Origin of the sequence: Pseudomonas oryzihabitans (assembly GCF_007665395.1) — a bacterium.
Classification (GTDB): domain Bacteria; phylum Pseudomonadota; class Gammaproteobacteria; order Pseudomonadales; family Pseudomonadaceae; genus Chryseomonas; species Chryseomonas psychrotolerans_C.
Genome location: NZ_VDND01000008.1, coordinates 211406 through 234790 on the forward strand (window position 1 = coordinate 211406; position 23385 = coordinate 234790).

Consider the following 23385-nt stretch of genomic DNA (forward strand, 5'->3'; position numbering starts at 1 on the left):
GGCGGCTACTCGAAGCGAACGCGCGGATCGGCGAGGGTGTAGGACAGGTCCGCCAGGATCAGCCCGACGATGTAGAGCACCGAGCCGAGGAACACCATGGTCCGGACCACGGCGAAATCCTGGCCGTTGATGGCATCGATGGTGTAGCTGCCCAGCCCGGGGATGCCGAAGAAGGACTCGGCGATCAGGCTGCCCATGATCAGCAGCGGAATGGCCGAGACCACCCCGGTGAGGATCGGCAGCGCCGCATTACGCAGCACATGGCGCAGCAGCACCTGGCGCTCGGCCAGGCCCTTGGCCCGGGCGGTGCGCACATAGTCCTTGCCGATCTCCTCGAGAAACAGCGCGCGATAGAAACGCGCCTGGCTGCCGAGGCCGGAAACCACCGCCACCAGCACCGGCAACGCCAGAAAGCGCAGCAGGTTCCAGCCCTCCTCGTAGCCCGAATAGGGCACGAGGCGCAGGATCTTCGCGAACAGCCACTGGCCAGCGATGATGTAGAACAGCGAAGAGATCGACAGCAGCAGCACGCAGAGCACCACCCCCCAGAAATCCAGCCGGGTGGCGCGGAAGAACACCAGCAGCAGGGCGAAGCCGATGCTGGCGGCGAGGCCCAGGACGAAGGTCGGCAGGGCCAGCGCCAGGCTCGGCCCGGCACGCTCGGCGATCTCCCGGCCGATGTCGCGACCACTGTCGGAGGTGCCGAAGTCGAACACCAGCAGGCTGGCCGACCGGTCGAAGAAGAGCGTGTCGGTGAAACGCTGCATCCCTTCACGGGTGGTATTGAGCAACAGGGGCTTGTCGTAGCCGTGCTCGGCCTTCCAGTCCTCGATGGCCTCGGCGGTGACGTATTTGCCGCCGATGGCCAGGCGCGCCATGTCATCCGGGGTGTTGACGGTGAAGAACAGCACGAAGGTCAGCAGGTTGACGCCGATCAGGATGAGCACGCCGTAGGCCAGGCGCCGCAGCAGATAGCCGATCATGGCCGGTCCTCCCGTGCCTGGTCGCCGAAGGCGGTCTGCCGCTCCCGGCGCCGGAGGATGCGCCAGGCCGGCCAGAACAGCAGCAGCGCCAGGCCCAGCAGCAACCCCAGCGGCCAGAGCAGCGGCTGGTTCCACTCCAGCACCTTGCGCTCGCGCAGGGTCGGGTCCACACGCAGGTAGCGCAGCTGGTCGCGCACCATCTGGGTCGGCTTTGCGTTGTAGACCCACTGCTGGTAGGCGCCGCCCGACAGCGGATTCCAACCGAACATCCAGGGCGCGTCCTGCTGCACGAGGGCAACCATGCGCCGGATGAGGGCGACCTTCTCTGGCCCGTCGTCGAGGCTCTTCATCTGTTCGAACAGCCGGTCGAACTCGGGATTGCTGTAGTTGCCGGCATTCTCGCCACCATGCCTGGCCTTGCCCTGGGGGCCGTAGAAGAGGAAGAGGAAGTTCTCGGCATCGGGGTAGTCGGCGTTCCAGCCCCAGAAGAAGATCTGCGCCGCGCCCTTGCGCATCTTGTCCTGGAACCTGTTGTAGTCGGAGCCGCGCAACTCCAGCTGGATGCCCAGCTTGGCGGTCTGCTGGCGCATCCAGTCGAACATGGCACTGTCGCCACTGGTCTGGGCATCGTACTGCAGGATCAGCGGCCGCCCGCTCTGGGCGTCACGACCGTCGGGATAACCGGCCTCGGCCAGCAGGCGTTGCGCCTCCTCGATCGGTCGTCGCTCGGGCTGGCCATTCACCAGGCGGTAGACCACCGGGTTGCTGCCCGCCGGCGGCGCCTCGTAGCCCAGCACGCCGGGCGGCAGCGGGCCATTGGCGACCAGGCCGTTGCCGTTGAGGAAGACGGTGATGTAGCTCTCCCAGTCGAAGGCGATGGACAGCGCCTGGCGCAACTTGCGATTGCGCACCTGCTGGTCGGGCGTGGCGCCCTGCCCCACCACCGGATCCAGCCAGTTGAAGCCCAGGTACCAGTTGGAAGCCTCCACCGCGGTCGGCAGCTTGAGGCCGCGCTCGCGATAGAGCTCGGCGGAATCGGCCGAATCGCCGGCGCGGGTACGCAGGGCCACACCGTATTCGCCGCGCTCGATCTGCGGTGCGTCGTAGTAGCCCTGGATGAACTTGCCCATCAGCGGCACGCCTTCCTTTTCCAGGCTGAACACCGCCCGGTCGATCAAGGGCATGAGTTTGCCGCAATCGTCCAGGCGGCCCTGCTGACGATCCTCGGCCTCGCCCTCGCAGGGATAGGGATCGGCGTGGTACGCGGGATTGCGCTCCAGCACATGTCGGCGGTTGGGGATGGATTCGGCCAGGCGATAGGGCCCGGTGCCCACCGGCCAGCTGTTGAAGCCGAGGTTGTGCTCGGTCATGCCCGGCTGGCTATAGAAGCGATCCGCCTCCCAGGGGATGGGCGCGGCGAAGGTCATGGCCAGCCAATAGTTGAACTGGGGGTACTTGCCCTTCACCCGCAGGCGCAGGGTGTGGTCGTCCAGCACCTCGACCCCGGGCAGGTCGCCCTGGCGCAGGTCCAGCCAGGGCAGCGGCGCGCCCTGGGGCAAGCCGGCGCGCAGGGTCTTGTCCTGGGCGCGCAGCCGGTCGCCGAACGCCTGCATGCCGACCAGGTGCTCGGCGAAGATGCCGTAGCTGGGCGAAACCAGCCGCGGACTGGCCAGGCGGCGCAGGCCGTAGGCGTAGTCGGCGGCGGTCAGGGCGCGGGTAGCGGTCTCGGGAAAATCGGGGATCTGGTAGCGCTCGGCCAGGTCTTCCGGCTTGATCGGGAAATAGCGATAGTTACCCTGGGCGTCGCGGGCGAAGGCCGGATGGGGGGCGTAGCGGGCATCGCGCCGGATGGGAATGTCGTAGACGCTCTCGGCGATCTGCGCCGCGGGCGCCTCGTCGGGCAGGCGTTGGCCCTGGGCGTCCAGGTAATAGGGCGCCACCACCCGTTCCGCGCCCCGCGGGATCAGCTCGTAGGGCCGCTTGAAATAGTGATAGCCATACAGCGGTTCATAGATGTTGTAGGTGAAATTGGTCTCGTCCCCCGAATAGGAACTGGCCGGATCCAGGTATTTCGGCGAGCGGGTGGTGAAGGCGGTGTAGAGGGTATTCTGCCCCTCGGCCCCGGCGCGATAGGGGCTGTTGATCGGCGTGTCGCTTGGCGAGCAGCCCACGAGCGAAGAGAAGGCCGCCAGCAGTGCGGCTCGTCTGAAGAATCTGGGCATCTCGTTCCTGCGCAAGGGGGCCTGATGGCATTTCCGCCACGACGGCTAAGCTTGAGCTATTTTCCCGCGAGGCGCAGCACACCATGCAATCCCGGAAAGATTTCGACAAGATCATCCACTGGTCCAGCCTGCAGGCCCCCGACGAGCCCGGCTATCCGGACAGTGACGAGCGCTTCTCCCTGGGCGCCGCCTTCGGCCGCCACTTCGGCTTCGCCCGCCTGGGTATCCACCATGAGCTGCTGCCACCCGGCCGGCGCACCTCGCGGCCCCATGCCGAGGCCACCGAGGACGAATTCATCTATGTGATCGCGGGCCACCCCACCGCCTGGATCGACGGCCACGCCCATCGGCTGAAACCCGGTGACGGCGTCGGCTTCAAGGCCGGCGACGGCGTTACCCATACCTTCCTCAACGAGAGCACGGAGCCGGTGGAATTGCTGGTGGTGGGCGATACGCACCGCGCGGACAATCGGCTACACTATCCGCTGCATCCGGACTTCACGGCCAGCCTGGGCGACAAGCAGTGGTTCGATTACCCAGAGCGGGAGCTGGGGCCGCATCCGGGTGAGGCAACGTTACCTGCCGAGGATGAGGGCTGTCCGTGAATCCACTAAGACTCCCCGCCTCCATTCGTGCCAATGCGGGCCTGCTCACCCAACTGCAGCTGGCGCCCGATACTTGCCTTACCTATGGCAAGCGCTGGGTAGCCATCCGCACACCGGACTGTCCGGATTACTACTTCGGCAACTACCTGCTGCTGGACCAGTGCCCCACCACCGAGCAGCTAGCCGATTGGTCAGCCGGTTTCGAAGGCCTGTTGGGTAGTCCGGGATCCTTGGCTCATCGTGCGTTCGTCTGGCCAGAGCCGCAGGTGGAATTACCCCCGGCGAACCTGCCCGGCGGCTACGATTATCTGCGCCTGGTCTCGATGCGCCTGGCAGCCGACGCCGTACCCCTAGCTCCGGCGCTCCCTGAAGGTCTGCACATCCACCGCTTCGAGCGCGCCTTCGATTGGCAGCAGTGGCAGGAGCTGCAAGCCGACGTCACCCCAGGCGCCGAACACTCCGAGGCCCAACGGCGCTATCTGGACTACCAGGCCCGGCGCTACCGCTCGCTGTGTGACAGCGGTCTGGGCGACTGGTGGGGTGTCTTCGCTGGCGAGGAGTTGCTGGCCTATCTCGGCCTCTATCGCCTCGGTCCACTGGGTCGCTTCCAGGCCGTCACCACCCGCCCGGACTGGCGCCGCCGCGGCCTCTGCCAGGCTCTGCTCGGCACGGTGCTCTGGCAGCAACGCCAGAGGGTGGAAGCCTTCGTGATCGTCGCCGAGGATGGGCATCAGGCTCAGCGGCTCTATGCCAAGGCGGGTTTCGTCATGGAGGGCGGGATAGGTACCTTGCTGCGGACGGGTGCGGGCGGTTAGGCAGGTAGCTCTTTCGCTCCAGATGACAGCGGGAATCGCTGCCATGGCGGCGATAGAGCGTAGGTTGGGTTGAGACGGCTCCATCGTCGAAGCCCAACATTGTCGGCCCCCGAGGCGATGTTGGGCTTCGCTGCGCTCAACCCAACCTACGACGGCCCGTAGGAGCGGCCGCGTCGGAGGACCACACTGAGCAACGAACAGAGACTTCGCGTGGAAAACGCTGCGCGGTTTTCCACCCTACATGGGGCTTCCCGCTACTTCCCCCTCTCCCTCTGGGAGAGGGCCGGGGTGAGGGTCGCCCCACGAAAAAGCCCCGGCATGGCAAGGGCTTGCTGGGAGCAGAACACCGAGTCCTCGCTACCGCCGAGCCTGGGCCGCACTTACCGCCGCGCGCAGTGCCAGCAGGTAGCTGTCCACGCCGAAGCCGGCGATCTGGCCCAGGACGATCTCGGCGAAGACCGAGTGATGGCGGAAGCTCTCTCGCGCATGGATGTTGGACATGTGTAGTTCCACCACCGGCACGGTGAGGATCGCCAGGGCGTCGCGGATGCCGTAGCTGTAGTGGGTCCAGGCACCGGCATTGATGAGCACGGCATCGACGCCCTCCTCGTAGCCCTGGTGGATACGCTCGACCATCGCGCCCTCGTGGTTGCTCTGGAAGCTTTCCACCTCGACGCCCAGTTCCGCGCCTAGGGTGGCCAGCCTGGCGTCGATCTCGGCAAGGGTCACGGTGCCGTACTGGATGGGGTCGCGCTTGCCGAACATGTTGTGGTTGATACCGTGCAACATCAGGATCTTCATGGGTCCGCTCACTGCAGAGGAATGGTCAGCTGGTCGATGACCGGCCGCGTCTCGGGGCGCACACCGCGCCACCAGGCGAAGGCTTCGGCCGCCTGTTCCACCAGCATACCCACCCCGTCGGCCAGTTGCGCCACGCCCTGCTCCTGCGCCAGCCGCAGGAAGGGCGTCAACCCCTTGCCATAGGCCAGTTCGTAGGCCAACGCCGCCTCGGCGAAGACGCCTGCCGGCACCGGCGGCAACTCGCCGACCAGACTGGCCGAGGTGGCGTTGATCACCAGGTCGAATCTCTCCCCCTCCAGGGCCTCGTAGCTGTGCACACTCAGCAACGGATGCCCGATCTCCTGGGCGAGCCCAGCGGCCTTCTGCCCATCGCGATTGACCATCACCAACTGCGCTGGTCCAGCCGCGAGGAAGGGCAACAGGGCACCCCGTACCGCACCACCGGCGCCCAGCAAGAGCACCCGCTTCCCGGCCAGCGGCTGGCCGAGGTTGACCTCGATGTCGCGCAGCAGACCGATACCATCGAAGTTCTCCGCCAAAATGCGCTCACCCTCGAACTTCAGCGCATTGGCCGCCTTCGCCAGGCGCGCCCGCTCGCTGGGCTCGGTGGCCAGCTGGAAAGCCTGCAGCTTGAAGGGCGCCGTGATGTTCAGGCCCCGCCCGCCCTGGGCGCGAAAGCGCTGCACGTCGCCGGCGAAATCCTCCAGCGAGCCCTCGATGGCGCCGTATTCCAGGTCCTGCCCGGTGGTACTGGCGAACAGCCCATGGATGAGGGGCGACTTGGTGTGGTTGATCGGACGGCCGATCACCGCGTATTGGTCGGTCATGCCGGCAGCTCCTGGGTGAAGAGCACGCCGTCGGCCTGCAGCCGGGCGATCTCTTCCTCGCTATAGCCGAGGCTCTCGGCCACGGCGACGTTGTGTTCACCAAGGTCCGGCGCCACCTGCTGGATGGTGGTGTCGCAGTCGGAAAAGCGGAACGGCAGATTGGGCATGCGCAAGGTACCGAAGCGCGGGTGTTGCTGTTCCTGGATCATGCCGCGGGCCTTGATCTGCGGATCCTCGATCACCTCGTCGATGCGCTGCACCTTGGCGCAGGGCACGTCGATCTCGTCGAGCAGCGCCAGTAGCCGCGCGACCGGATTGGCCGCCACCCAGGCCTTGACGATGGGCAGGATGGCTTCGCGATGGGCGTTGCGGCCGGTGGAACTGTGGAAACGAACGTCGCTGCCGAAGCCCGGCTGGCCGGCATCCTGTTCCACCAGCGCGGCGAAGCGCTTCCAGGACTCGTCCACCTGGGCGGCGATGACCAGGTCGCCGTCCTGGGCGCGGAACACGCCATAGAGGGTCGAGGTCGGCATGTCGTGGCCGGTCTGCTGCGGCAGGATCTCGCCGCCGGACAGGGTGTAGCACTGCACGGCGTATTCGTGCATGGAGACCAGGGTGTCGTACAGCGCCATGTCGATGTGCTGGCCGCGCCCGCTGGTGACCCGCCCCAGCAGTGCCGCGTTGATGGCGGCCACCGCATGGGCGCCGGTGTACATGTCGCCCAGGGAGATGCGCAGCAGCGGCGGTGCCTCGCCGGGCGTGCCGACCATCTGCATGATGCCGCTCTTGGCCTCGGCGATCAGGCCGAAGCCGGCACGGTGGGCATCGGGGCCGGTATGGCCATAGGCGGAAATCGAGCAGTACACCAGCCGTGGATTGCGCGCCGACAACTCCTGGTAGCCCAGGCCGAGCTTGTCCAGGGCGCCGGGACGGTAGTTCTCGATGAAGACGTCGGCGCTGTCGCACAGCTGCTGCATGAAGGCCTTGCCGCGCGGGTCCTTCATGTTGACGCTGACGCCCTGCTTGCCCATGTTGAGTTGCAGGAAGTAGCCGCTCTGCTGGTCGTCGAGGACGAAGGCGTGCTGGCGACCGGCATCACCGCTGCCGGGGCGCTCCACCTTGATCACCTCGGCGCCCAGGGCCGCCAGGCAGCGCCCGACGTAGGGGCCGGCGAGAAAGTGGCTGTAGTCGATGACTCTCAGGCCTTGCAGGGGGAGTGGCTGGCTCATACGGTGCCCTCCCGCCGCGGCACCATCAGCCGGTGCTCGCCGCGCTGGACGACCTCGCCCTTCTGGTTGATCAGCTCGGACGGCAGCACCACGATGCCCCAGCCCGGCTTGCTCTTGCTCGGACGCATGGCGCCAACGCGCAGCTTCACGTGCAACTCGTCGCCGACGCGGATCGGCAGGAGGAAATCCCAGGTCCAGCCCAGCGACATCCCCGGCAGGAAGCGATAGTCGCACTGGGTCTTGAGCCCGTCGGCGATGGACAGCCCCATCAGCCCATGGGCGACCAGGCCGCCGAAGTGACTGGCGTTGGCATAGGCCTCGTCGACGTGGACCGGGGTGTGGTCGCCGGTGAGGTCGGCATAGGCCAGGATGCGTTCCTTGGTGACCTGGTACGTCGGCGTGATCGCCTCGTCGCCTTCGCGGGCGTCCTCGAAGTATTTTTCTTGTAGGGTCATGGTCGCTGTCACTCGGTTTGACGGGCATTGACGGCCAGGGCGTCGTGCACGGCGCTGGCCGGCACGGCCTGGATGAATTCCAGCGCCAGCCCATCGGGCAGGCGCAACCAGTTATGGCCCTGGGGCATTTCCTCCACGCCGGCGAAGCGGCGCGCGGCGGCCAGGGCGGCCTCGACGTCCTCGCACATCAGCCCCAGGTGACCCAGGCGCCCTTCGGGGCCGGCGAAGTCCGGCTTGCTCATGAACTGCATGCCGCCCAGCGTCCAGTACTGGGTGGGCTCCTCCAGCGTGCCGTGCACCTCGCGCAGGGTCATGCCGAACACCTCGTGGAAGAAGCGGATGTGCCAGTGGATGTCCTTCACCCAGATGGCCACGTGTTCCAGATAGGCCTTGGGAATGCTCATGGTGTGGCGTCCTCTTGTTGTCTATCGGCCAGGGCGCGCTCGATGCCCTTGATGCAGGCGACCAGCGTGGCATTGACCGGGGTCGGTACGCGGTACTGCTGGCCGAGCCGCACCACCGCGCCATTGATGAAGTCGATTTCGGTGATCGAGCCCCTTTGCAGGCTCTGCAGCATGGACGTCTTGAACGACGGCGCCAGCCCTTCGCGGGCCAGTTGCCAGGCGGCTTCAGGTTCCTTGAGCCCCAGCTCGACGCCGGCGGCGCGGGCCACCGCGATGGCCTCGGCGACCGCCTGCAGGGCGGTGTCGCGCAGCAGCGGCTCGCTGTAGAGTTGGCCGTAGGTGAGCTGGGTGATGCCGGTGAGCGCCCCGGTGGCGACATTCACCTGCAGCTTGTCCCACAGGGTGCCGAGGATGTTGCCGCTGACCGTGGTGGCGAGGCCCGCGCCAGCGAAGGCCTCGGCGACCGCCTGGACGCGCGGCGTGAGCTGGCCGTCGAGTTCGCCGATGATGGTCTGCTTGCCCGCCACCCCGCTACGGATCCGTCCCGGTCCGAGCAGCACCCCGCCGACGTAGGTCTTGCCGGCGATTACCCGCTCGCGGCCGACGATCTCGGCCAGCAGCTCTTCGTGGCCGAGGCCGTTCTGCAACGACAACACCAGGGTCTCGGGGCCGACCAGCGCCAGCGCCTGGGTCATGGCCTCGACGGTGGCGAAGGACTTGACCAGCACCACCACCAGATCGACCACTCCGACCTCTTGGGCCGCGACCGCCGCCGGCACCTTGACCGTGCGGCTAGCCTCGGCGGTCTCGATGGCCAGGCCCGCGTGCCGGATCGCCTGGATATGGGCGTTGGGCCGATTGAGCAGCCAGGTGTCGTGTCCGGCTTCGCTCAGCCAGGCACCAAAGGTACTGCCGAGTGCGCCGGCACCCAGGACGCAGATTTTCATGAGGGCTAGGGCCCTTGTTATCGCCTTACCCTAGGCCTACCCGCCCTATTGAGCTATACAAAGACTTCAATCCGACCATCAGGAATACTAATAATGCTCGCGACCGAAGGCCTTCCCGAGCCCAAGCTGCTGATGCTGTTCGAGGTGCTCTACAGCACCGGCAGTGTCACCCGCGCGGCCGAGCAACTCGGCCAGAGCCAGCCCACCATCAGCCTCTGGCTCGGCAAGCTGCGCCAGCAACTGCGCGATCCGCTATTCGTGCGCACCCCTGGCGGCATGAAGCCCACGCCCCAGGCCGAGGCCCTGATCACACCCTGCCGCGAGGTGCTGGAATCCCTGCGCCGCCTGGTCGCCTGGGAGGTCGCCTTCGATCCGGCCACCGCGCAGCGGCTGTTTCGCCTGTGCCTGAGCGATGCCAGCCATATCACCCTGCTGCCACGCCTGCTGGCGCAGCTGCGCGAGCGCGCGCCCGGCGTACGGCTGGAAATCGCCCGGATCGACGGCAACACCGAACAGGCGCTGGAGATCGGCGAAGCGGACCTGGCGATCGGCTTCATCCCCTGGCTGGGCGGCGGCATCTATCAGCAGGTGCTGTTTCCCCAGGACTGGGTCTGCCTGGTCAGCGCCACGCATCCCCGCCTGGGCGACCGCCTCACCGCGGCGGCCTACGCCGAGGAAGGCCATGTGCTGGTCAGCGCGGGCACCGGCCAGAAGTTGCTGGAAGCGGGACTGGTCCGCGCCGGGGTGCAGCGCCGGATCGTGCTGGAGCTGCCCGGCTTCCTCGGCGTCGGCGCGGTGGTCGGCGACTCCGACCTCATCGTCACCCTGCCGCGCCACATCGGCACCACCCTGGCCGCCACCTACGGCCTGAAGCTCCACGAGTGCCCGGTGCCCATCGAGGCCTTCGCGGTCAAGCAGCACTGGCATGCCCGCTACCACCAGGACGCCGGCAACCGCTGGCTGCGCGGCGTCTTCGTCGAGCTGTTCGGGCGTAGCCGCTGAAATAGGCCTTTCCGCCTGGAACGAAAAAGCCCCAGCATGGGCTGGGGCTTTTTTGGGCAGGACGCCTGGACGATCAGTTGTCCAGGGCCGGGCGCTGGCCGGCAATGGCGATGCGCTTGGGCTTGGCTTCTTCCGGGATCACCCGTACCAGCTCGATGCTCAGCAGGCCATGCTTGAGATCGGCGCCTTTCACCTCGATATGGTCGGCGAGGCGGAAGGACAGCTTGAAGGCACGTTGGGCGATGCCCTGGTGCAGGAAGGTCACGCTCTCGGCGCTGTTTTCGCGCCGGCCACCCTTGACGGTGAGGACGCCACGCTCGACTTCGATTTCCAGGTCATCTTCCTGGAGACCGGCGGCGGCGATCACGATGCGATACTGGTCGTCACCGTGCTTCTCGACGTTGTAGGGCGGATAGGAGCTGCCAGCGTCGTTGCGCAGAGCGGATTCGAACAGGTCGTTGAACCGGTCGAAGCCGACGGAATGACGGAACAGCGGGGCCAGGGACAGTACGTTGCTCATGGTGAATCTCCTGATAGGTTCAGCAAGTTTCGGTGTTGCCTGCGGGACCCGACTTCGGCATCCCGCACGAACCTAGATAGGAACCCCCAGTAAAATTTCAAGGGCGAATCCCGACGAACGGTAGATGCCCTATTTCTTCTTCGGCTTGCGCTTTTTCTTGGCCTTGGCCAGCGGCAGCGCCTGCTCGAAGGCGGAGCGTACCTCCTGCAGGCGGCGCTCCTTGAGGTCGTGGATGCGCTTGCCGCGCTCGGTGGTGAAGTCGATGAGGTTGTTGCTGTCGTCGCTCATGGGGCTATCCAACGAAAGGTGAGATTCAGCCGCACCCCACTGGCTTTGCGGGTCTTGGCGATCTGATGCTGCCAATGATGCTGGGTTGCGCCAGCCATGACCAGCAGGCTGCCGTGACCGAGCGGCAGGGAATGGCCGATGCGGCTGGTGCCCTTGCGGCGGAAATCGAAGCGCCGCGTGGCGCCCAGGTTGAGCGAGGCGATCAGCGGATTGCGGCCGAGACTGGTCTCGTCGTCGCTGTGCCAGCCCATGGAATCCTGGCCGTCGCGGTAGCGATTGAGCAGGACGCCATTGAAGGCCTGGCCACAGGCGGCCTCGACCTCCTCCCGGATGAGCTGCAGCAGCGGCGTCCAGGGCAAAGCGGCATGATCCAGACCGGCGTAGCCGTAGACCACCCCCGGATCGGCATACCAGGCCACCTGCCGCGGCACCGGGTGCCAGCGGTTGAACACCCGGACCTGCGGCTGGCTCCAGGGCGTCTCGGCATCGAGCTCACGCAGCCAGGCGTCGGCCTGGTCGGGCGACCGCCACTGCGGGTAGAAGGCCAGCTCGGCGTCGGCCAGCGTCAGTTCCTCGACCATGGCTAGACGCGCAGATCCACTTGGGCGCCCACCTGCTCGGGCTCCTCCAGCACCTGGGCGCGCTCGGCGCCGAACCCCTGGCGCAGGGCCTCGCGCTGCCGGCGCCGTCGGCGGGCCTCGCGGTCCAGGGTGGCTTCATCTTCCAGGGGGGCATGGGCCGTCTCGGCCATGGGCTCCACCGGCGCGATCGGGGCGACGGAAGGACGTACCGGCGCCGGGTCCAGCTGGTTCGGCGGGGTCACGCCAGGGGGTGGAATGGCAGGGATCATGACGGGCACCTCGAATTTAGCGAACTGAGAGCCTGTTCAAAATCTGCTGCGCGTCGGCCAAACCTCGTTGAAAAGGCCTTCGGAATGCTCATTTACCACTCGTAAACTCCGCTTCCTCAGGTCTTTTCGCCTTGTTTGGCTCTAGCTCGCGAGATTTTGAACAGGCTCTGCGGCAAATAGCAGGTTGGGCTTATGACTCCGCTTTGGCTAAAATAGCCGGCTTTTTGATAGCTGGGGAGAAGCTACTACATGGCGTCACATCAACCGGGACAACGCTGGATCAGTGACAGCGAGGCCGAACTGGGCCTGGGAACCATCCTGGCCCTGGACGGCCGCCTGCTCACGGTGCTCTATCCAGCCACCGGTGAGACGCGCCAGTATGCCCAGCGCAACGCGCCCCTGACCCGGGTGCGCTTCGCACCGGGCGACGAGGTGACCCATTTCGAGGGTTGGAAGCTGACCGTGCGCGAGGTCTCCGAAGAGGACGGCCTGCTGACCTACCACGGCTTCACCGCCGAGCGCGAGGCACGCAGCGTGCCCGAGGCGCAGCTGTCTAACTTCATCCAGTTCCGCCTGGCCAGCGACCGTCTGTTCGCCGGGCAGATCGATCCCCTGCCCTGGTTCGGCCTGCGCTACCACACCCACGAGCACCGCAACCGCCTGCTGCAGTCCAACCTCTGGGGCCTCGGCGGCACCCGCGCCCAGCCGATCCCGCACCAGCTGCACATCGCCCGCAGCGTGGCCGACCGGGTCGCGCCGCGCGTGCTGCTGGCCGACGAAGTGGGCCTGGGCAAGACCATCGAAGCCGGCCTGGTGATCCATCGCCAGCTGCTCAGCGGTCGCGCCAGCCGCGTGCTGATCCTGGTCCCAGAAAACCTCCAGCACCAATGGCTGGTGGAGATGCGCCGCCGCTTCAACCTGGAAGTGGCGCTGTTCGACGCCGAGCGCTTCATGGCCAGCGAAGAGGGCAATCCCTTCGAGGACGCCCAGCTGGCGCTGGTCTCCCTGGACTGGCTGGTGCGTGACGAGAAGGCCCAGGATGCCGCCTTCGCCGCCGGCTGGGACCTGCTGGTGGTCGACGAAGCCCACCACCTGGTCTGGCACCCCGAGGGCGCCAGCCGCGAATACAGCCTGGTCGAGCAACTGGGCGAGGTCATCCCCGGCGTGCTGCTGCTGACCGCGACCCCCGAGCAACTGGGCCAGGACAGCCACTTCGCCCGCCTGCGCCTGCTCGACCCCAGCCGCTTCCATGACTTCGCCGCCTTCCAGCAGGAGGCCCAGCACTACCGCCCGGTAGCCGAAGCCGTGCAGGAACTGCTCGACGCCGGCGCCCTGAGCCCGGCCGCCCAGGACGCCATCGGCGGCTTCCTCGGCCAGGAAGGCGAAACCCTGCTGAGCGCTGCCGCCGCCGGCGATGCCGACGCCCGCGCACGCCTGGTGCGCGAGCTGCTGGATCGCCACGGCACCGGCCGGGTGCTGTTCCGTAATACCCGCGCCGCGGTCAAGGGCTTCCCCGAGCGTGAACTGCACGCCCATGCCCTGCCCTTCCCGGATGCCTACCTGGACGAGGGCGTCATGCCCGGCCAGTCGCTGCAGCCGGAAACCGAATTCGCCCCGGAAGACGACAACGACCGCTGGTGGCGCCACGACGGCCGCGTCGAGTGGCTGATCGACACCCTCAAGGCGCTCAAGCCGCACAAGGTACTGGTCATCTGCGCGCGCATGGAAACCGCCCTGGACCTGGAAGACGCTCTGCGGCTGAAATCCGGCATCCCGGCCACGGTGTTCCACGAAGGCATGAGCATCCTCGAACGCGACCGCGCCGCCGCCTACTTCGCCGACGAGGAATTCGGCGCCCAGGTGCTGATCTGCTCCGAGATCGGCAGTGAAGGCCGCAACTTCCAGTTCGCCCACCACCTGGTGCTGTTCGACCTGCCGGCCCACCCGGACCTGCTGGAACAGCGCATCGGTCGTCTCGACCGGATCGGCCAGCGCCACACCATCCAGCTGCACGTGCCCTACCTCGAAGGCAGCCGCCAGGAGCGCCAGTTCCAGTGGTACCACCAGGCGCTGAACGCCTTCCTGGCCACCTCGCCGACCGGCAGCGCCCTGCAGGCGCGTTTTGCCGGCGAACTGGACGAGCAACTGACCGGTGGCGACGAGGCCGCCTGGCAGGCCCTGCTGGAACAGGGCGCCCAGGCACGTGCCGCGCTGGAGACCGAACTGCACAACGGCCGTGACCGGCTGCTGGAGCTCAACTCCTCCGGGGCTGGCGCGGGTGAGCAACTGGTCGAGGACATCCTCGAGCAGGACGACCAGTTCGCCTTGCCGATGTACATGGAGGAGCTGTTCAACGCCTTCGGCATCGACAGCGAAGACCACTCGGACAACGCCCTGATCCTCAAGCCCAGCGAGAAGATGCTCGACGCCGGCTTCCCTCTCGGCGACGACGAAGGCGTGACCATCACCTACGACCGTAACGTGGCGCTGGTCCGCGAGGACATGCAATTCCTCACCTGGGAACACCCCATGGCCCAGGGAGGCATGGACCTGGTGGTGTCGGGCTCCATGGGCAACACCGCCGTGGCGCTGATCAAGAACAAGGCGCTCAAGCCGGGCACCGTGCTCTTGGAGCTGATCTATATCAGCGAGGCGGTGGCGCCGCGCGCCCTGCAGCTGGGGCGCTACCTGCCGCCGCTGGCGATCCGCTGCCTGCTGGATGCCAATGGCAACGACCTGGCCGCCCGGGTGGCCTTCGAGACCTTGAACGATCAGCTGGAAAGCGTGCCGCGCACCAGCGCCAACAAGTTCGTCCAGGCCCAGCGCGACTCCCTGGCCAAGCTGATCGGCGGCGGCGAAGGCAAGGCCCTACCGCGCCACGAGGAACGCGTGGCCAAGGCACGCCAGGCCTACCTGGCCGGCATGGACGAGGAAATCGCCCGCCTGGAAGCCCTGCGCGCGGTCAACTCCAGCGTCCGCCAGGACGAGATCGACCGCCTGCGCCAACAGCGCGAAGAAGGCCTCACCTACCTGGACAAGGCCTCGCTGCGGCTGGAAGCCATTCGGGTGTTGGTGGCGGGCTAAAGGGCATTGATGCTGGGGCTTGGTTGACAGGCTCCCGGCGGCTTCAACCGCGGCCATGGCGGTCCGCCGATGCGCCCGCTCCTACGGTTCTGTAGGAGCGGCCCATGGCCGCGATTGTTTAGTCTCGTAGGTTGGGTTGAGACAGCTCCACCGTCGAAGCCCAACAGGCGGAGTCGAACCCGCCGTGTTGGGCTTCGCTGACGCTCAACCCAACCTACGAAAACCCTCACGTCGTCAGGGTTGCGCCGCCATCCACCACGCTCTCCTGCGGCCTGGGGCTAGCCGAAACCGTAGCGTGGAAACCCGCGCAACCTTTTCCACGGAGGTTTGGCGGCGCGGGGGCACCCTCACCCCAACCCTCTCCCAAAGGGAGAGGGGGCTATTCGAGCAGGGGCTCAGCCGCATCAGCCCCAGCAAGCTCGGGATTGGTCGCGAGGCAAGCCGTAGGTTGGGTTGAGACAGCTCCATCGTCGAAGCCCAACAGGCGGGGCCGAACCCGCCGTGTTGGGCTTCGCTGACGCTCAACCCAACCTACGAAAACCCTCACGTCGTCAGGGACGCACCGCTGTCCACCACGATGTCCTGCTTCAGGGTGGCACTGGCCGGAACCGTAGCGTGGAAAACGGCGCAGCCTTTTCCACCGGGGGCTTGGCGGCGAGGGGCGCCCTCACCCCAACCCTCTCCCGAGGGGAGAGGGAGCTGTTTGAGCAGGGGATCAGCCGCATCAGCTCCGGCAAGCTCGGGATTGGTCGCGAGGCAAGCCGTAGGTTGGGTTGAGACAGCCCCATCGGCGAAGCCCAAAAGGCGGGGCCGAACCCGCCGTGTTGGGCTTCGCTGGCGCTCAACCCAACCTACGAAAGCCCTCACGTCGCCCGCCTTGTAGCGTGGAAAACGGCGCAGCCTTTTCCACGGGGGCGTTGAGGCGCGGAGGCACCCTCACCCCAACCCTCTCCCACAGGGAGAGGGGGCTATTCGAGTAGGGGCTCAGCCATCAGCCCCGGCAAACTCGGGATCAGGCACCGAGCCCAGTCGTAGGTTGGGTTGAGACAGCTCCATCGTCGAAGCCCAACAGGCGGAGTCGAAGCTGCCGGGTTGGGCTCTTCGCTGGCGCTCAACCCAACCTACCAAAGCCGCTCACGCCGCCAGGGTCGCGCCGCCGTCCACCACGATGTCCTGCATGGTGATATGGCTGGCCAGGTCCGAGGCGAGGAACAGCACGGTGTTGGCGATCTCGTCGGGCTGGGCGATCTTGCGCAGCGGGATGCCCAGCTTGAAGTCGTCCGGCAGCCCGTCCACCAGCCTCTGGTAACCCTCGGGCGAGCCGAGCATCCCGGCCAGCATGGGTGTCGCCGTGGAGCCTGGCGAGACCACGTTGCAACGCACCCCCGACCCCGCCAGTTCCAGCGCCACGCAGTGGCTGAGGGAGACCAGCGCCGCCTTGGAGGTGCAGTAGCCGGCCATCTGCAGGCGCGGTACATGGGCGGCGTTGGAGGCGATGTTGACGATTGCGCCGCGGCCCTGGGCCTTGAACAGCGGCACCAACTGGCGGAACAGATAGAAGGGCCCGGAGACGTTGACGTCCAGCAGCGCCTGCCAGTCGTCCAGGCTCAGGCTGTCGCTGGTGCCCAGGCGCAGGACGCCCGCGCCATTGACCAGCACGTCCAGGCGGCGCTCCTCGGCCAGCAGGGCCTGGCAGACCCTCTCCACCTGGGCCGCGTCGGCGACGTCCAGCAGCTGGGTGCGGAACGGATAGCTGCTCTCGGCGAAGTGCCGGTCGAGGCCGATCACCTCGGCGCCCGCTTCCTGGAAGCGGCGCGCCACCTGTAGGCCGATGCCCTGCCCCGCGCCGGTCACCCAGACCCGCTTGCCGGTAAAATCCAGTTGCGTCATCAGGTTCTCCCTAGGCGCGAGCGCGCAGCAGATCCAGCCAGCCCTGCAGGGTCGGCTGGGCGGCGAGATCGGCGAAGGTCACCGGCAGGCCACGTTTCTGCCAGTCGCCCACCAGGGTCATGACCTGCACCGAATCCAGGCCGAAATCGGTGAGGTTGTCGTCCAGCGCCGGCTCTTCGTCGTCGGCGTCCAGCAGCGGCTGGACCTGGGCGCGCAGCCAGGCTTCGTCCAGGGTTACCGCGCCGCCGGTGACCTGGGCGGTGCTCAGGGTGCTGCCGCAGCGCGTCGCCACGTAGCGCAGCGCCATGCGGTGCTCTTCTTCGCTGAAGTCGGCCACGGCGTCGCCGATCAGGAAGGCCTGGATGTCCCTCATGAAGGCGTCGGTGCAGGTGGTCAGGCAACCGATGTGGGCGTAGACGCCACAGACGATCAGCTGGTCGCGGCGCCACTCGGTCATCAGGTCCTGCAGGTTGGAACGGTGGAAGGCGCTGTAGCGCCACTTGGTCAGCACCACGTCGCCGTCCTTGGGCGCCAGCTCGTCCACCACCTGTTGCAGGGCGGGATCGGCCTGGGTCAGGCCCGGGCCCCACATGTCGTTGAGCAGCGCCCGGTCGGCCGGCGGCTGGTCGGTGGGCTGGGCGGTGTAGACCACCGGTACCCCCTGGGCATCGGCCCAGGCACGCAGGGCGGCGATGTTGGCTACCACCTGGGCGATCAGCGGACTGTCGTCGCCATAGAACTCGACGAAGTAGCGCTGCATGTCGTGGATCAGCAGCACGGCGCGGTCGGCCGCAGGTTTCCAGTCGACCTTGTTGGCGGGAAAGCCCTCGGGCTGGGGCAAGGGATAGGAGGCGAGACGGGGGATAGCCATGGGGAACCTTAGGAACGCTCGGTTGAGGGGGTCTGCAACTGTTCGCGCAGGCGACGCTTGTCGATCTTGCCGACAGCGGTGAGCGGCAGCTGGTCGAGGAACTGGAAGCGGTCGGGCAACTTGTAGTCGGCCACGCCCTGTTCGCGCAGATAGCGGCGCAGGGCCACCGGCTTGAGCGCCGGATCGCTGACCACCAGGCAGGCGCAGCTCTTCTCGCCCATCAGCTCATCGGCGATGGCCACCAGGGCGGCGTGGGTGATGCCGGGATGGCGCAGCAGCAGGCCTTCGATCTCGGCGGCGGCGATCTTCTCGCCACCGCGATTGATCTGGTCCTTCACCCGGCCGACCACCTTGAGGTAGCCGGCGGCGTCGCGCTGGACCACGTCGCCGGAGAAATAGAAGCCCTCGGCATCGAACACCTGGGCGTTGTGCTCGGGGCTGCGGTAGTAGCCGCGGAAGGTGTAGGGGCCGCGGGTGGACAGCAGGCCGGGCTCGCCATCGGGCACCGGGTTGCCGTCTTCGTCGGTGATGCGCACCTCGTCATCCGGGCTCATGGGGCAGCCCTGGGTGGTGAAGAGTCGCTCGGGGTCGTCGTTCAGCCGGGTGTAGTTGACCAGGCCCTCGGCCATGCCGAACACCTGCTGCAGCTGGCAACCCAGCTCGCCGGGCACGCGGCGGGCCTGGGCCTCGGCGAAGCTGGCGCCGCCCACCTGCACCATCCGCAGGCTGGCGAGACGGGCGCGCTGGGCGGGCGCGGCGGCGGCCTGCAGCCAGAGCGCCACCGCCGGCGGCACCAGGGCTACCCAGTCCACCTGATGGCGCTCGATCAGCTCGAAGCAGCGCAGCGGCTCGGGATCCCGCGCCATCACCACGCAGCCGCCGGCGATGAAGACGCCCAGCGCGCCGGGCGAGCTGAGGGTGTAGTTGTGCCCGGCCGGCAGCGCGCAGAGAAAGCGCGTGGCCGGGCTCAGCTGGCAGATTTCCACGCTCCGCCGGAGACTGTAGTAGTAGTCGTTGTGGGTGCGCGGGATCAGCTTGGGCGTACCGGTACTGCCGCCGGAGAGCTGGAAGAAGGCGACCTCGCCACCCGCGGTGGGCGTCAGTTGGTAGCCTTCGAGCGGGGTATCCAGGCGCCGTTGCAGGCTGCGCGCGTCGGCACTGCCATCCAGCAGCACCTCGCTCAACCCGGGCGATACGTCCCGCAATTCGCTGAGGAAGCTATCGTCGCGGAACAGGTTGTGTTCGCTGGAAGCGATCAGCAATTTGGGCTGGATCTGCTGCGCATAGGCCAGCAATTCCAGCTTCTGATGGCTGAAGAGGGCATTGACCGGGGCGATCCCGGCCTTGAGCAGGGCGAAGAACACCACATAGAACTCGGCGACGTTGGGCAGTTGCACCAGCGCCGTATCGTGGCGGCGCAGGCCGGCGGCCTGCAGGTGGGCGGCCAGGCGGCTGGAGCGCTCGTCCAGCTCGGCGTAGCTCAGTTGCCGTTCGCCGCAGAGGATCGCCGGCGCCTCGGGCAGGGCCGCGCGACTGCGCGCCAGGATCTCGGTCATCGGCAGGTCGAGCCAGTAGCCGAGGGCGCGATAGCGGGCCGCCAGATCCTCCGGCCAGGGGGTGAATTCCAGACTCACGTGGGGTTCTCCTCGTCGAGCAAACCACAGGCGGCACGCATGGTGCCCAGTTTGGCGGTGACCTCGGCCCACTCCGCCGCCGGATCGGAGGCTTCGACGATGCCGGCGCCGGCGAACAACCGCAGCAGCTCGCCCTGCACCGTGCCGCAGCGGATGGTGACCACCCACTCGCCGTTGCCCTGGGCATCGCACCAGCCGACCATGCCGGTGAACAAGCCTCGGTCGAAGGGCTCGATGCGCTGGATCAGCTGACGCGCCGCGGCGGTGGGATAGCCGCAGACGGCCGGCGTGGGATGCAGGCGACAGGCGAGCTGCAATGCCGAGGTCTGGTGATCGGCGAGCTCACCCTCGATGGCGGTGGACAGGTGCCACATGGCGTTGGTGCTGAGCAGCGAGGGGCCTTCGGGCACGTCCAGGCGGCTGCACAGCGGCGCCAGCTGCTGGCGGATGTCCTCGATCACTAGGCGATGCTCGTAGTGATCCTTGCTGGAATCCAGCAGCGCGCGGGCCACCCTTTCGTCTTCCTGGGGATCGGCGCGCCGTTTGGCCGACCCGGCCAGCGGATTGGTATGCACCCGGACGCCCTGCTTGCGCACCAGCAACTCGGGGCTGACGCCGACCAGTTCACCGCCTGCGGCGGTGGGGATGCGGAACTGGTAGCCGGTGGGGTTCTGCCGCGCCAGGTTGGCGAGGATGGCCTCCACGTCGGCCGGCTCGGCCAGGCGAATCTCCTGGATGCGCGACAGCACCGCCTTGCTCAACTCACCGCGGCGGAAGGCGTCGATGGCTTCCTCGACCGCCAGGCAGAAGCCCTCCGCGCTGGGCAGGTTGCGTACCTCGCGCACCTGGGGCGGCACCGTCGTCGCGGCGCTGACCGGTGCCGGACGCGCGGTCCAGGCATGTTCCTGGGGCACGTACAGACAGGAGGGCCGGCTGGTGTCGAAGGGTATGGCGCCCATGATTACCGGCTCGGCGATACCCGCCTGGCGGGCGCGGGCGAAGGCGTCCTCCACGGCATGCAGGAACAGGCTGTCCCGGTGGGCCCCACCGCTCGCGGGGGTCTCGACCCGGGCACAGATGCCACGCCCCTGGAGGACGCGATCACCCGACTGGAACAGGAAAGTCGCCTGCTCCCGACGATCGGTGGCCACCTGCCCGATCGCGTCTGCCCTCTTGCTCGTCATTGCTACGGACCTCTACGCAAATGATAATGCTTATCAATGATGAGAAACTAACGCCTGCCTGCTGCAAAGTCAATTCGATAGCTAACGAACGGATTTCCCCTGCCTCGTATAACTCACTGAAATACCTGACTTATTACCGTCGAGCAGAGCACCGGGCAGCGCTGGCTTGGCGCTCGGCCGGCCATCGACCAGGGCGAGCCGGCGAGGACCGCAGCTGGCAGCCTTGCCCTCGGCGCAGGCATCTTTGAAAATGAGAGTGATTATCTTACAACTGGAAGGCGTCCATGTTCAGCTTGTTGTCATCCTTTCGCATTCTCATCGTGCTGGCTCTCTCCTTCCTGACCCTGCTGGGCACCGCCCGGGCCGCGGATTGGCCCCGCGAACTCACCGTCGACGGTAATCAGGTGACCCTCCCCGCCCAGCCGCAACGCATCGTCTCCACCAGCGTCACCCTCACCGGCTCCCTGCTCGCCATCGGCGCGCCCGTCGTGGCCAGTGGCGCCACCTCGCCCAACAACAGATTCGCCGACGACCAGGGTTTCCTGCGCCAATGGGGCGAACGAGCCAGGCAGCAGGGCGTGAAGCGGCTGTACATCGGCGAGGCTAATGCCGAGGCGGTGGCCGCGGAAGCCCCGGACCTGATCCTGGTCAGCGCGGCCGGCAACGACTCGGCGCTGCGGCTGGTCGACCAGCTCAAGGCCATAGCCCCGGTGCTGGTGGTGGGGTACGACAATCGCAGCTGGCAGCAGGTGGTGGAGCTTCTCGGCCAGGCCACCGGGCGCGAGGCCGCCGCGAAGAAGGTGGTCGACGACTTCGCCCAGCGCGTGAGCGACCTCAAGGGGCGGCTGCAGCTGCCGCCGCAACCGGTTTCCGCCTTCGTCTACAACCCGGCGACGCGCCAGGCCAATCTCTGGACCGCCGCCTCTTCCCAGGGCCAACTGCTGGAAAGCCTGGGCTTCCAGTTGGCGGAACTGCCGGCCGGGCTGAACACCAGCCACAGCCAGGGCCAGCGCCACGACATCCTGCAACTGGCTGGCGAGAACGTCGCCACCGGTCTCACGGGCCAGACCTTCCTGCTGTTCGCCGCGGACGCCAAGGAAGCCGAGGCGGTACGCAGCAATCCGCTGCTGGCGCACCTGCCGGCGGTCAAGGACAACCGGGTGGAAGCCCTGGGCGCCGAGACCTTCCGCCTCGATCCCTACAGCGCCAACCTGCTGCTGGATCGCCTGGAGAAGTCGTACGCCAAGCCCTGAGCAGAGCGGACACTACGCCAGACCTCGCGCCGCCCGTAGTCTTGTCCACTACTCACCCCCATGGCCCAGTGGAAAACGCTGCGCGGTTTTCCACGCTACGCCAGGCCTCGCACAGCCCGTAGCCTGGACAACGGCGCAGCCTTGTCCAGTCCTCATCACCGTGGCCCCAGTGGAAAATGCTGCGCGGTTTCCACGCTACCTAGGGGAAGCCAGAGTGCATCAGGCGCCGAGGCGTTCCGCCCGGCGCAGACCGCTGGCCAGGGCCCAGCACAGCGCGGCTACCAGCATGGCGACCAGGCCGAAGACCAGCGCCGCCTGGGCCGGTAGCAGCAGGCTGGCCAGGCCACCGAACAGCGCCGCACCTATGGCCTCGCCACCGATGTTCTGCGCGGTCCACAGCGCATTGATGCGTCCCAGCAGGCGATCGGGCGTCAGGCGCTGGATCAGGGCGTACTGCACCAGGGAATTGAGCGCGCCCAGGTAGCCGAACAGGACCAGGCAGGCTGCTGCCAGCCAGAAGCTCGGCAACAGGGCGAAGACCGCCACGGCGAGGAAGGTAGCCACCGCGGTCATCAGCAGGGTCCGCCCCGGTCGGGCCGCCTGATTCAGTCGGCCGCTGGTCAGGGCCCCCAGGGCGGCGCCCAGGGGCGCGGCGGCATAGAGCCAGCCCAGGTGGCCGGTATCCAGGCCCCAGCCCTCCCCCAGCGCCGGATAGAGCACCCGCACGGCATTGGCCATGGTCACCAGGGCGCCGACCAGGGCCACCGCGCCGAGCAGCCGGTTCTCGAACAGAAAGGCGAAACCGCCACCCAGGGCCTGCCAGGGCGATTCGCGTGGCTGCTCCGGCGGCGGCAAGGGCGGCAGCCGCAGCAGCACCAGCAGGGTGATGAGGGTGCCGAAGGCGGTCAGGCCGTAGTTCCAGACCACACTGCCCTGAGCGATCAGCAGGGTCCCCAGCGGTGGCGCGACGATAGCCGCCAGCCGGACACTGAGCATGTTCAGGGCGCCGGCCTGCACCATGGATTCCCGCCCGACCAGGATGGGGGTCACCGCCAGCAGCGCGGTGACGCCCAGGGCGCCGAAGAAGCCGTCCCACAGCGCCAGCAGGTAGATCGCCAGCAGCGAGGGTTCGGGCAGGCTGGCGTTGATGGCCAGGCCGATGAAGCCCAGGCCGCAGATGGAGCGCGCCGCCAGGATCAGCCGCCGGCGTTCCAGGCGGTCGGCCAGCACCCCACCGGTGAGCAGCCCGACGAACATGCCGACGCCCGCCATGGTGAGGGCCAGCCCTACCTTGAGCGGCGAGTCGGTCAGTGCCTGGACCTGGATGGGCACCGCCACGGCCAGCAGGCCGAGGGACAGCACGGAGACCAGGCGGGCGATGAACAGGGTGCGGAAGGCGGCGTGGGACCTGAGCAGGCCGAAGTCGAGCAGGAAGGACGTCTTGGACATGAATCACCGGAAAAACACAGGAGACGCTATCGAGCCGCCGAGGCAAGGCTGTTAGCATGTAATACAGACTAG

At 67.3% G+C, this 23385-nt stretch carries 22 protein-coding genes; 5 read left to right on the forward strand and 17 right to left on the reverse strand.

Annotated features, from left to right (window positions below):
• Positions 1-5: 5 nt before the first annotated feature.
• On the reverse strand, positions 6-983 hold the full coding sequence (locus FSV73_RS17520) for an ABC transporter permease (protein ID WP_145009112.1): 978 nt from the start codon (positions 981-983) through the stop codon (positions 6-8).
• Positions 980-3205: an ABC transporter substrate-binding protein gene (locus FSV73_RS17525; protein ID WP_145009113.1), complete on the reverse strand. Its 2226-nt coding sequence runs from the start codon at positions 3203-3205 to the stop codon at positions 980-982. The genes FSV73_RS17520 and FSV73_RS17525 overlap by 4 nt, the downstream gene beginning before the upstream one ends.
• Positions 3206-3288: 83 nt before the next feature.
• On the opposite strand from FSV73_RS17525, the gene FSV73_RS17530 reads away from it, so the two are divergent.
• Together FSV73_RS17530 and FSV73_RS17535 are read left to right on the forward strand one after the other, a co-directional pair.
• Positions 3289-3810, forward strand: a complete 522-nt coding sequence (locus FSV73_RS17530) for a cupin domain-containing protein (protein WP_145009114.1) — start codon at positions 3289-3291, stop codon at positions 3808-3810.
• Entirely contained in the window at positions 3807-4625 is an 819-nt protein-coding gene (locus FSV73_RS17535; protein WP_145009115.1) for a GNAT family N-acetyltransferase, read from the forward strand. The genes FSV73_RS17530 and FSV73_RS17535 overlap by 4 nt, the downstream gene beginning before the upstream one ends.
• Before the next feature lie 357 nt (positions 4626-4982).
• Here FSV73_RS17535 and aroQ read toward each other — a convergent pair whose 3' ends face one another.
• From aroQ to FSV73_RS17565, 6 genes are read right to left on the reverse strand one after another with little or no spacing between them, the layout of a single operon-like run.
• Positions 4983-5426 carry a type II 3-dehydroquinate dehydratase gene (aroQ, locus tag FSV73_RS17540; RefSeq protein WP_145009116.1) on the reverse strand — a complete coding sequence of 148 codons (444 nt, stop codon included), beginning with the start codon at positions 5424-5426 and terminating at the stop codon, positions 4983-4985.
• A gap of 8 nt (positions 5427-5434) precedes the next feature.
• Positions 5435-6253 carry a shikimate dehydrogenase gene (gene aroE, locus FSV73_RS17545; RefSeq protein ID WP_145009117.1) on the reverse strand — a complete coding sequence of 273 codons (819 nt, stop codon included), beginning with the start codon at positions 6251-6253 and terminating at the stop codon, positions 5435-5437.
• On the reverse strand, positions 6250-7482 hold the full coding sequence (locus FSV73_RS17550) for a CaiB/BaiF CoA transferase family protein (RefSeq protein ID WP_145009118.1): 1233 nt from the start codon (positions 7480-7482) through the stop codon (positions 6250-6252). Before FSV73_RS17550 ends, aroE begins: the two co-directional genes overlap by 4 nt.
• Positions 7479-7937, reverse strand: a complete 459-nt coding sequence (locus tag FSV73_RS17555) for a MaoC family dehydratase (protein WP_145009119.1) — start codon at positions 7935-7937, stop codon at positions 7479-7481. The genes FSV73_RS17550 and FSV73_RS17555 overlap by 4 nt, the downstream gene beginning before the upstream one ends.
• A gap of 8 nt (positions 7938-7945) precedes the next feature.
• A complete protein-coding gene (locus tag FSV73_RS17560) occupies positions 7946-8341 on the reverse strand; it encodes a VOC family protein (protein ID WP_145009120.1) in 396 nt (131 codons plus the stop codon).
• On the reverse strand, positions 8338-9288 hold the full coding sequence (locus FSV73_RS17565; RefSeq protein ID WP_145009121.1) for a ketopantoate reductase family protein: 951 nt from the start codon (positions 9286-9288) through the stop codon (positions 8338-8340). Before FSV73_RS17565 ends, FSV73_RS17560 begins: the two co-directional genes overlap by 4 nt.
• 93 nt (positions 9289-9381) lie before the next feature.
• On the opposite strand from FSV73_RS17565, the gene FSV73_RS17570 reads away from it, so the two are divergent.
• Positions 9382-10290 (forward strand): LysR family transcriptional regulator, encoded by a 909-nt coding sequence (locus FSV73_RS17570; RefSeq protein ID WP_145009122.1) that lies wholly within the window; start codon positions 9382-9384, stop codon positions 10288-10290.
• Positions 10291-10363: 73 nt separating this feature from the next.
• Here the strand turns inward: FSV73_RS17570 and FSV73_RS17575 are convergent, their stop codons facing one another.
• The 4 genes from FSV73_RS17575 to FSV73_RS17585 form a co-directional block, all read right to left on the reverse strand.
• Positions 10364-10810 (reverse strand): Hsp20 family protein, encoded by a 447-nt coding sequence (locus FSV73_RS17575; protein ID WP_007160292.1) that lies wholly within the window; start codon positions 10808-10810, stop codon positions 10364-10366.
• 129 nt (positions 10811-10939) lie between these two features.
• Entirely contained in the window at positions 10940-11098 is a 159-nt protein-coding gene (locus FSV73_RS25595; RefSeq protein WP_186309265.1) for a hypothetical protein, read from the reverse strand.
• Positions 11095-11679 carry an alpha-ketoglutarate-dependent dioxygenase AlkB family protein gene (locus FSV73_RS17580; RefSeq protein ID WP_145009123.1) on the reverse strand — a complete coding sequence of 195 codons (585 nt, stop codon included), beginning with the start codon at positions 11677-11679 and terminating at the stop codon, positions 11095-11097. Before FSV73_RS17580 ends, FSV73_RS25595 begins: the two co-directional genes overlap by 4 nt.
• A 2-nt stretch (positions 11680-11681) precedes the next feature.
• A complete protein-coding gene (locus tag FSV73_RS17585) occupies positions 11682-11948 on the reverse strand; it encodes a hypothetical protein (protein WP_145009124.1) in 267 nt (88 codons plus the stop codon).
• A gap of 249 nt (positions 11949-12197) precedes the next feature.
• On the opposite strand from FSV73_RS17585, the gene rapA reads away from it, so the two are divergent.
• The gene (gene rapA, locus FSV73_RS17590) at positions 12198-15032 is read left to right on the forward strand and encodes an RNA polymerase-associated protein RapA (RefSeq protein ID WP_145009125.1); all 2835 of its coding nucleotides are present in this window, start codon (positions 12198-12200) and stop codon (positions 15030-15032) included.
• Positions 15033-16166: 1134 nt separating this feature from the next.
• Here the strand turns inward: rapA and dhbA are convergent.
• The 4 genes from dhbA to FSV73_RS17610 are packed head-to-tail and all read right to left on the reverse strand — an operon-like array spanning position 16167 to position 20611.
• Positions 16167-16922 (reverse strand): 2,3-dihydro-2,3-dihydroxybenzoate dehydrogenase, encoded by a 756-nt coding sequence (gene dhbA / locus FSV73_RS17595; protein WP_145009126.1) that lies wholly within the window; start codon positions 16920-16922, stop codon positions 16167-16169.
• Between the two features lie 10 nt (positions 16923-16932).
• Positions 16933-17793 carry an isochorismatase family protein gene (locus FSV73_RS17600; protein WP_145009127.1) on the reverse strand — a complete coding sequence of 287 codons (861 nt, stop codon included), beginning with the start codon at positions 17791-17793 and terminating at the stop codon, positions 16933-16935.
• 8 nt (positions 17794-17801) lie between these two features.
• Complete coding sequence (locus FSV73_RS17605; RefSeq protein WP_145009128.1) at positions 17802-19427, reverse strand: (2,3-dihydroxybenzoyl)adenylate synthase; 1626 nt, start codon at positions 19425-19427, stop codon at positions 17802-17804.
• Positions 19424-20611 carry an isochorismate synthase gene (locus FSV73_RS17610; protein WP_145009129.1) on the reverse strand — a complete coding sequence of 396 codons (1188 nt, stop codon included), beginning with the start codon at positions 20609-20611 and terminating at the stop codon, positions 19424-19426. The genes FSV73_RS17605 and FSV73_RS17610 overlap by 4 nt, the downstream gene beginning before the upstream one ends.
• 284 nt (positions 20612-20895) lie before the next feature.
• On the opposite strand from FSV73_RS17610, the gene fepB reads away from it, so the two are divergent.
• Positions 20896-21864, forward strand: a complete 969-nt coding sequence (gene fepB / locus FSV73_RS17615) for a Fe2+-enterobactin ABC transporter substrate-binding protein (protein ID WP_145009130.1) — start codon at positions 20896-20898, stop codon at positions 21862-21864.
• A 219-nt stretch (positions 21865-22083) separates the two neighbouring features.
• On the opposite strand, the gene entS is transcribed toward fepB, so the two are convergent.
• Positions 22084-23313 (reverse strand): enterobactin transporter EntS, encoded by a 1230-nt coding sequence (entS, locus tag FSV73_RS17620; protein WP_145009131.1) that lies wholly within the window; start codon positions 23311-23313, stop codon positions 22084-22086.
• Positions 23314-23385: the final 72 nt, after the last annotated feature.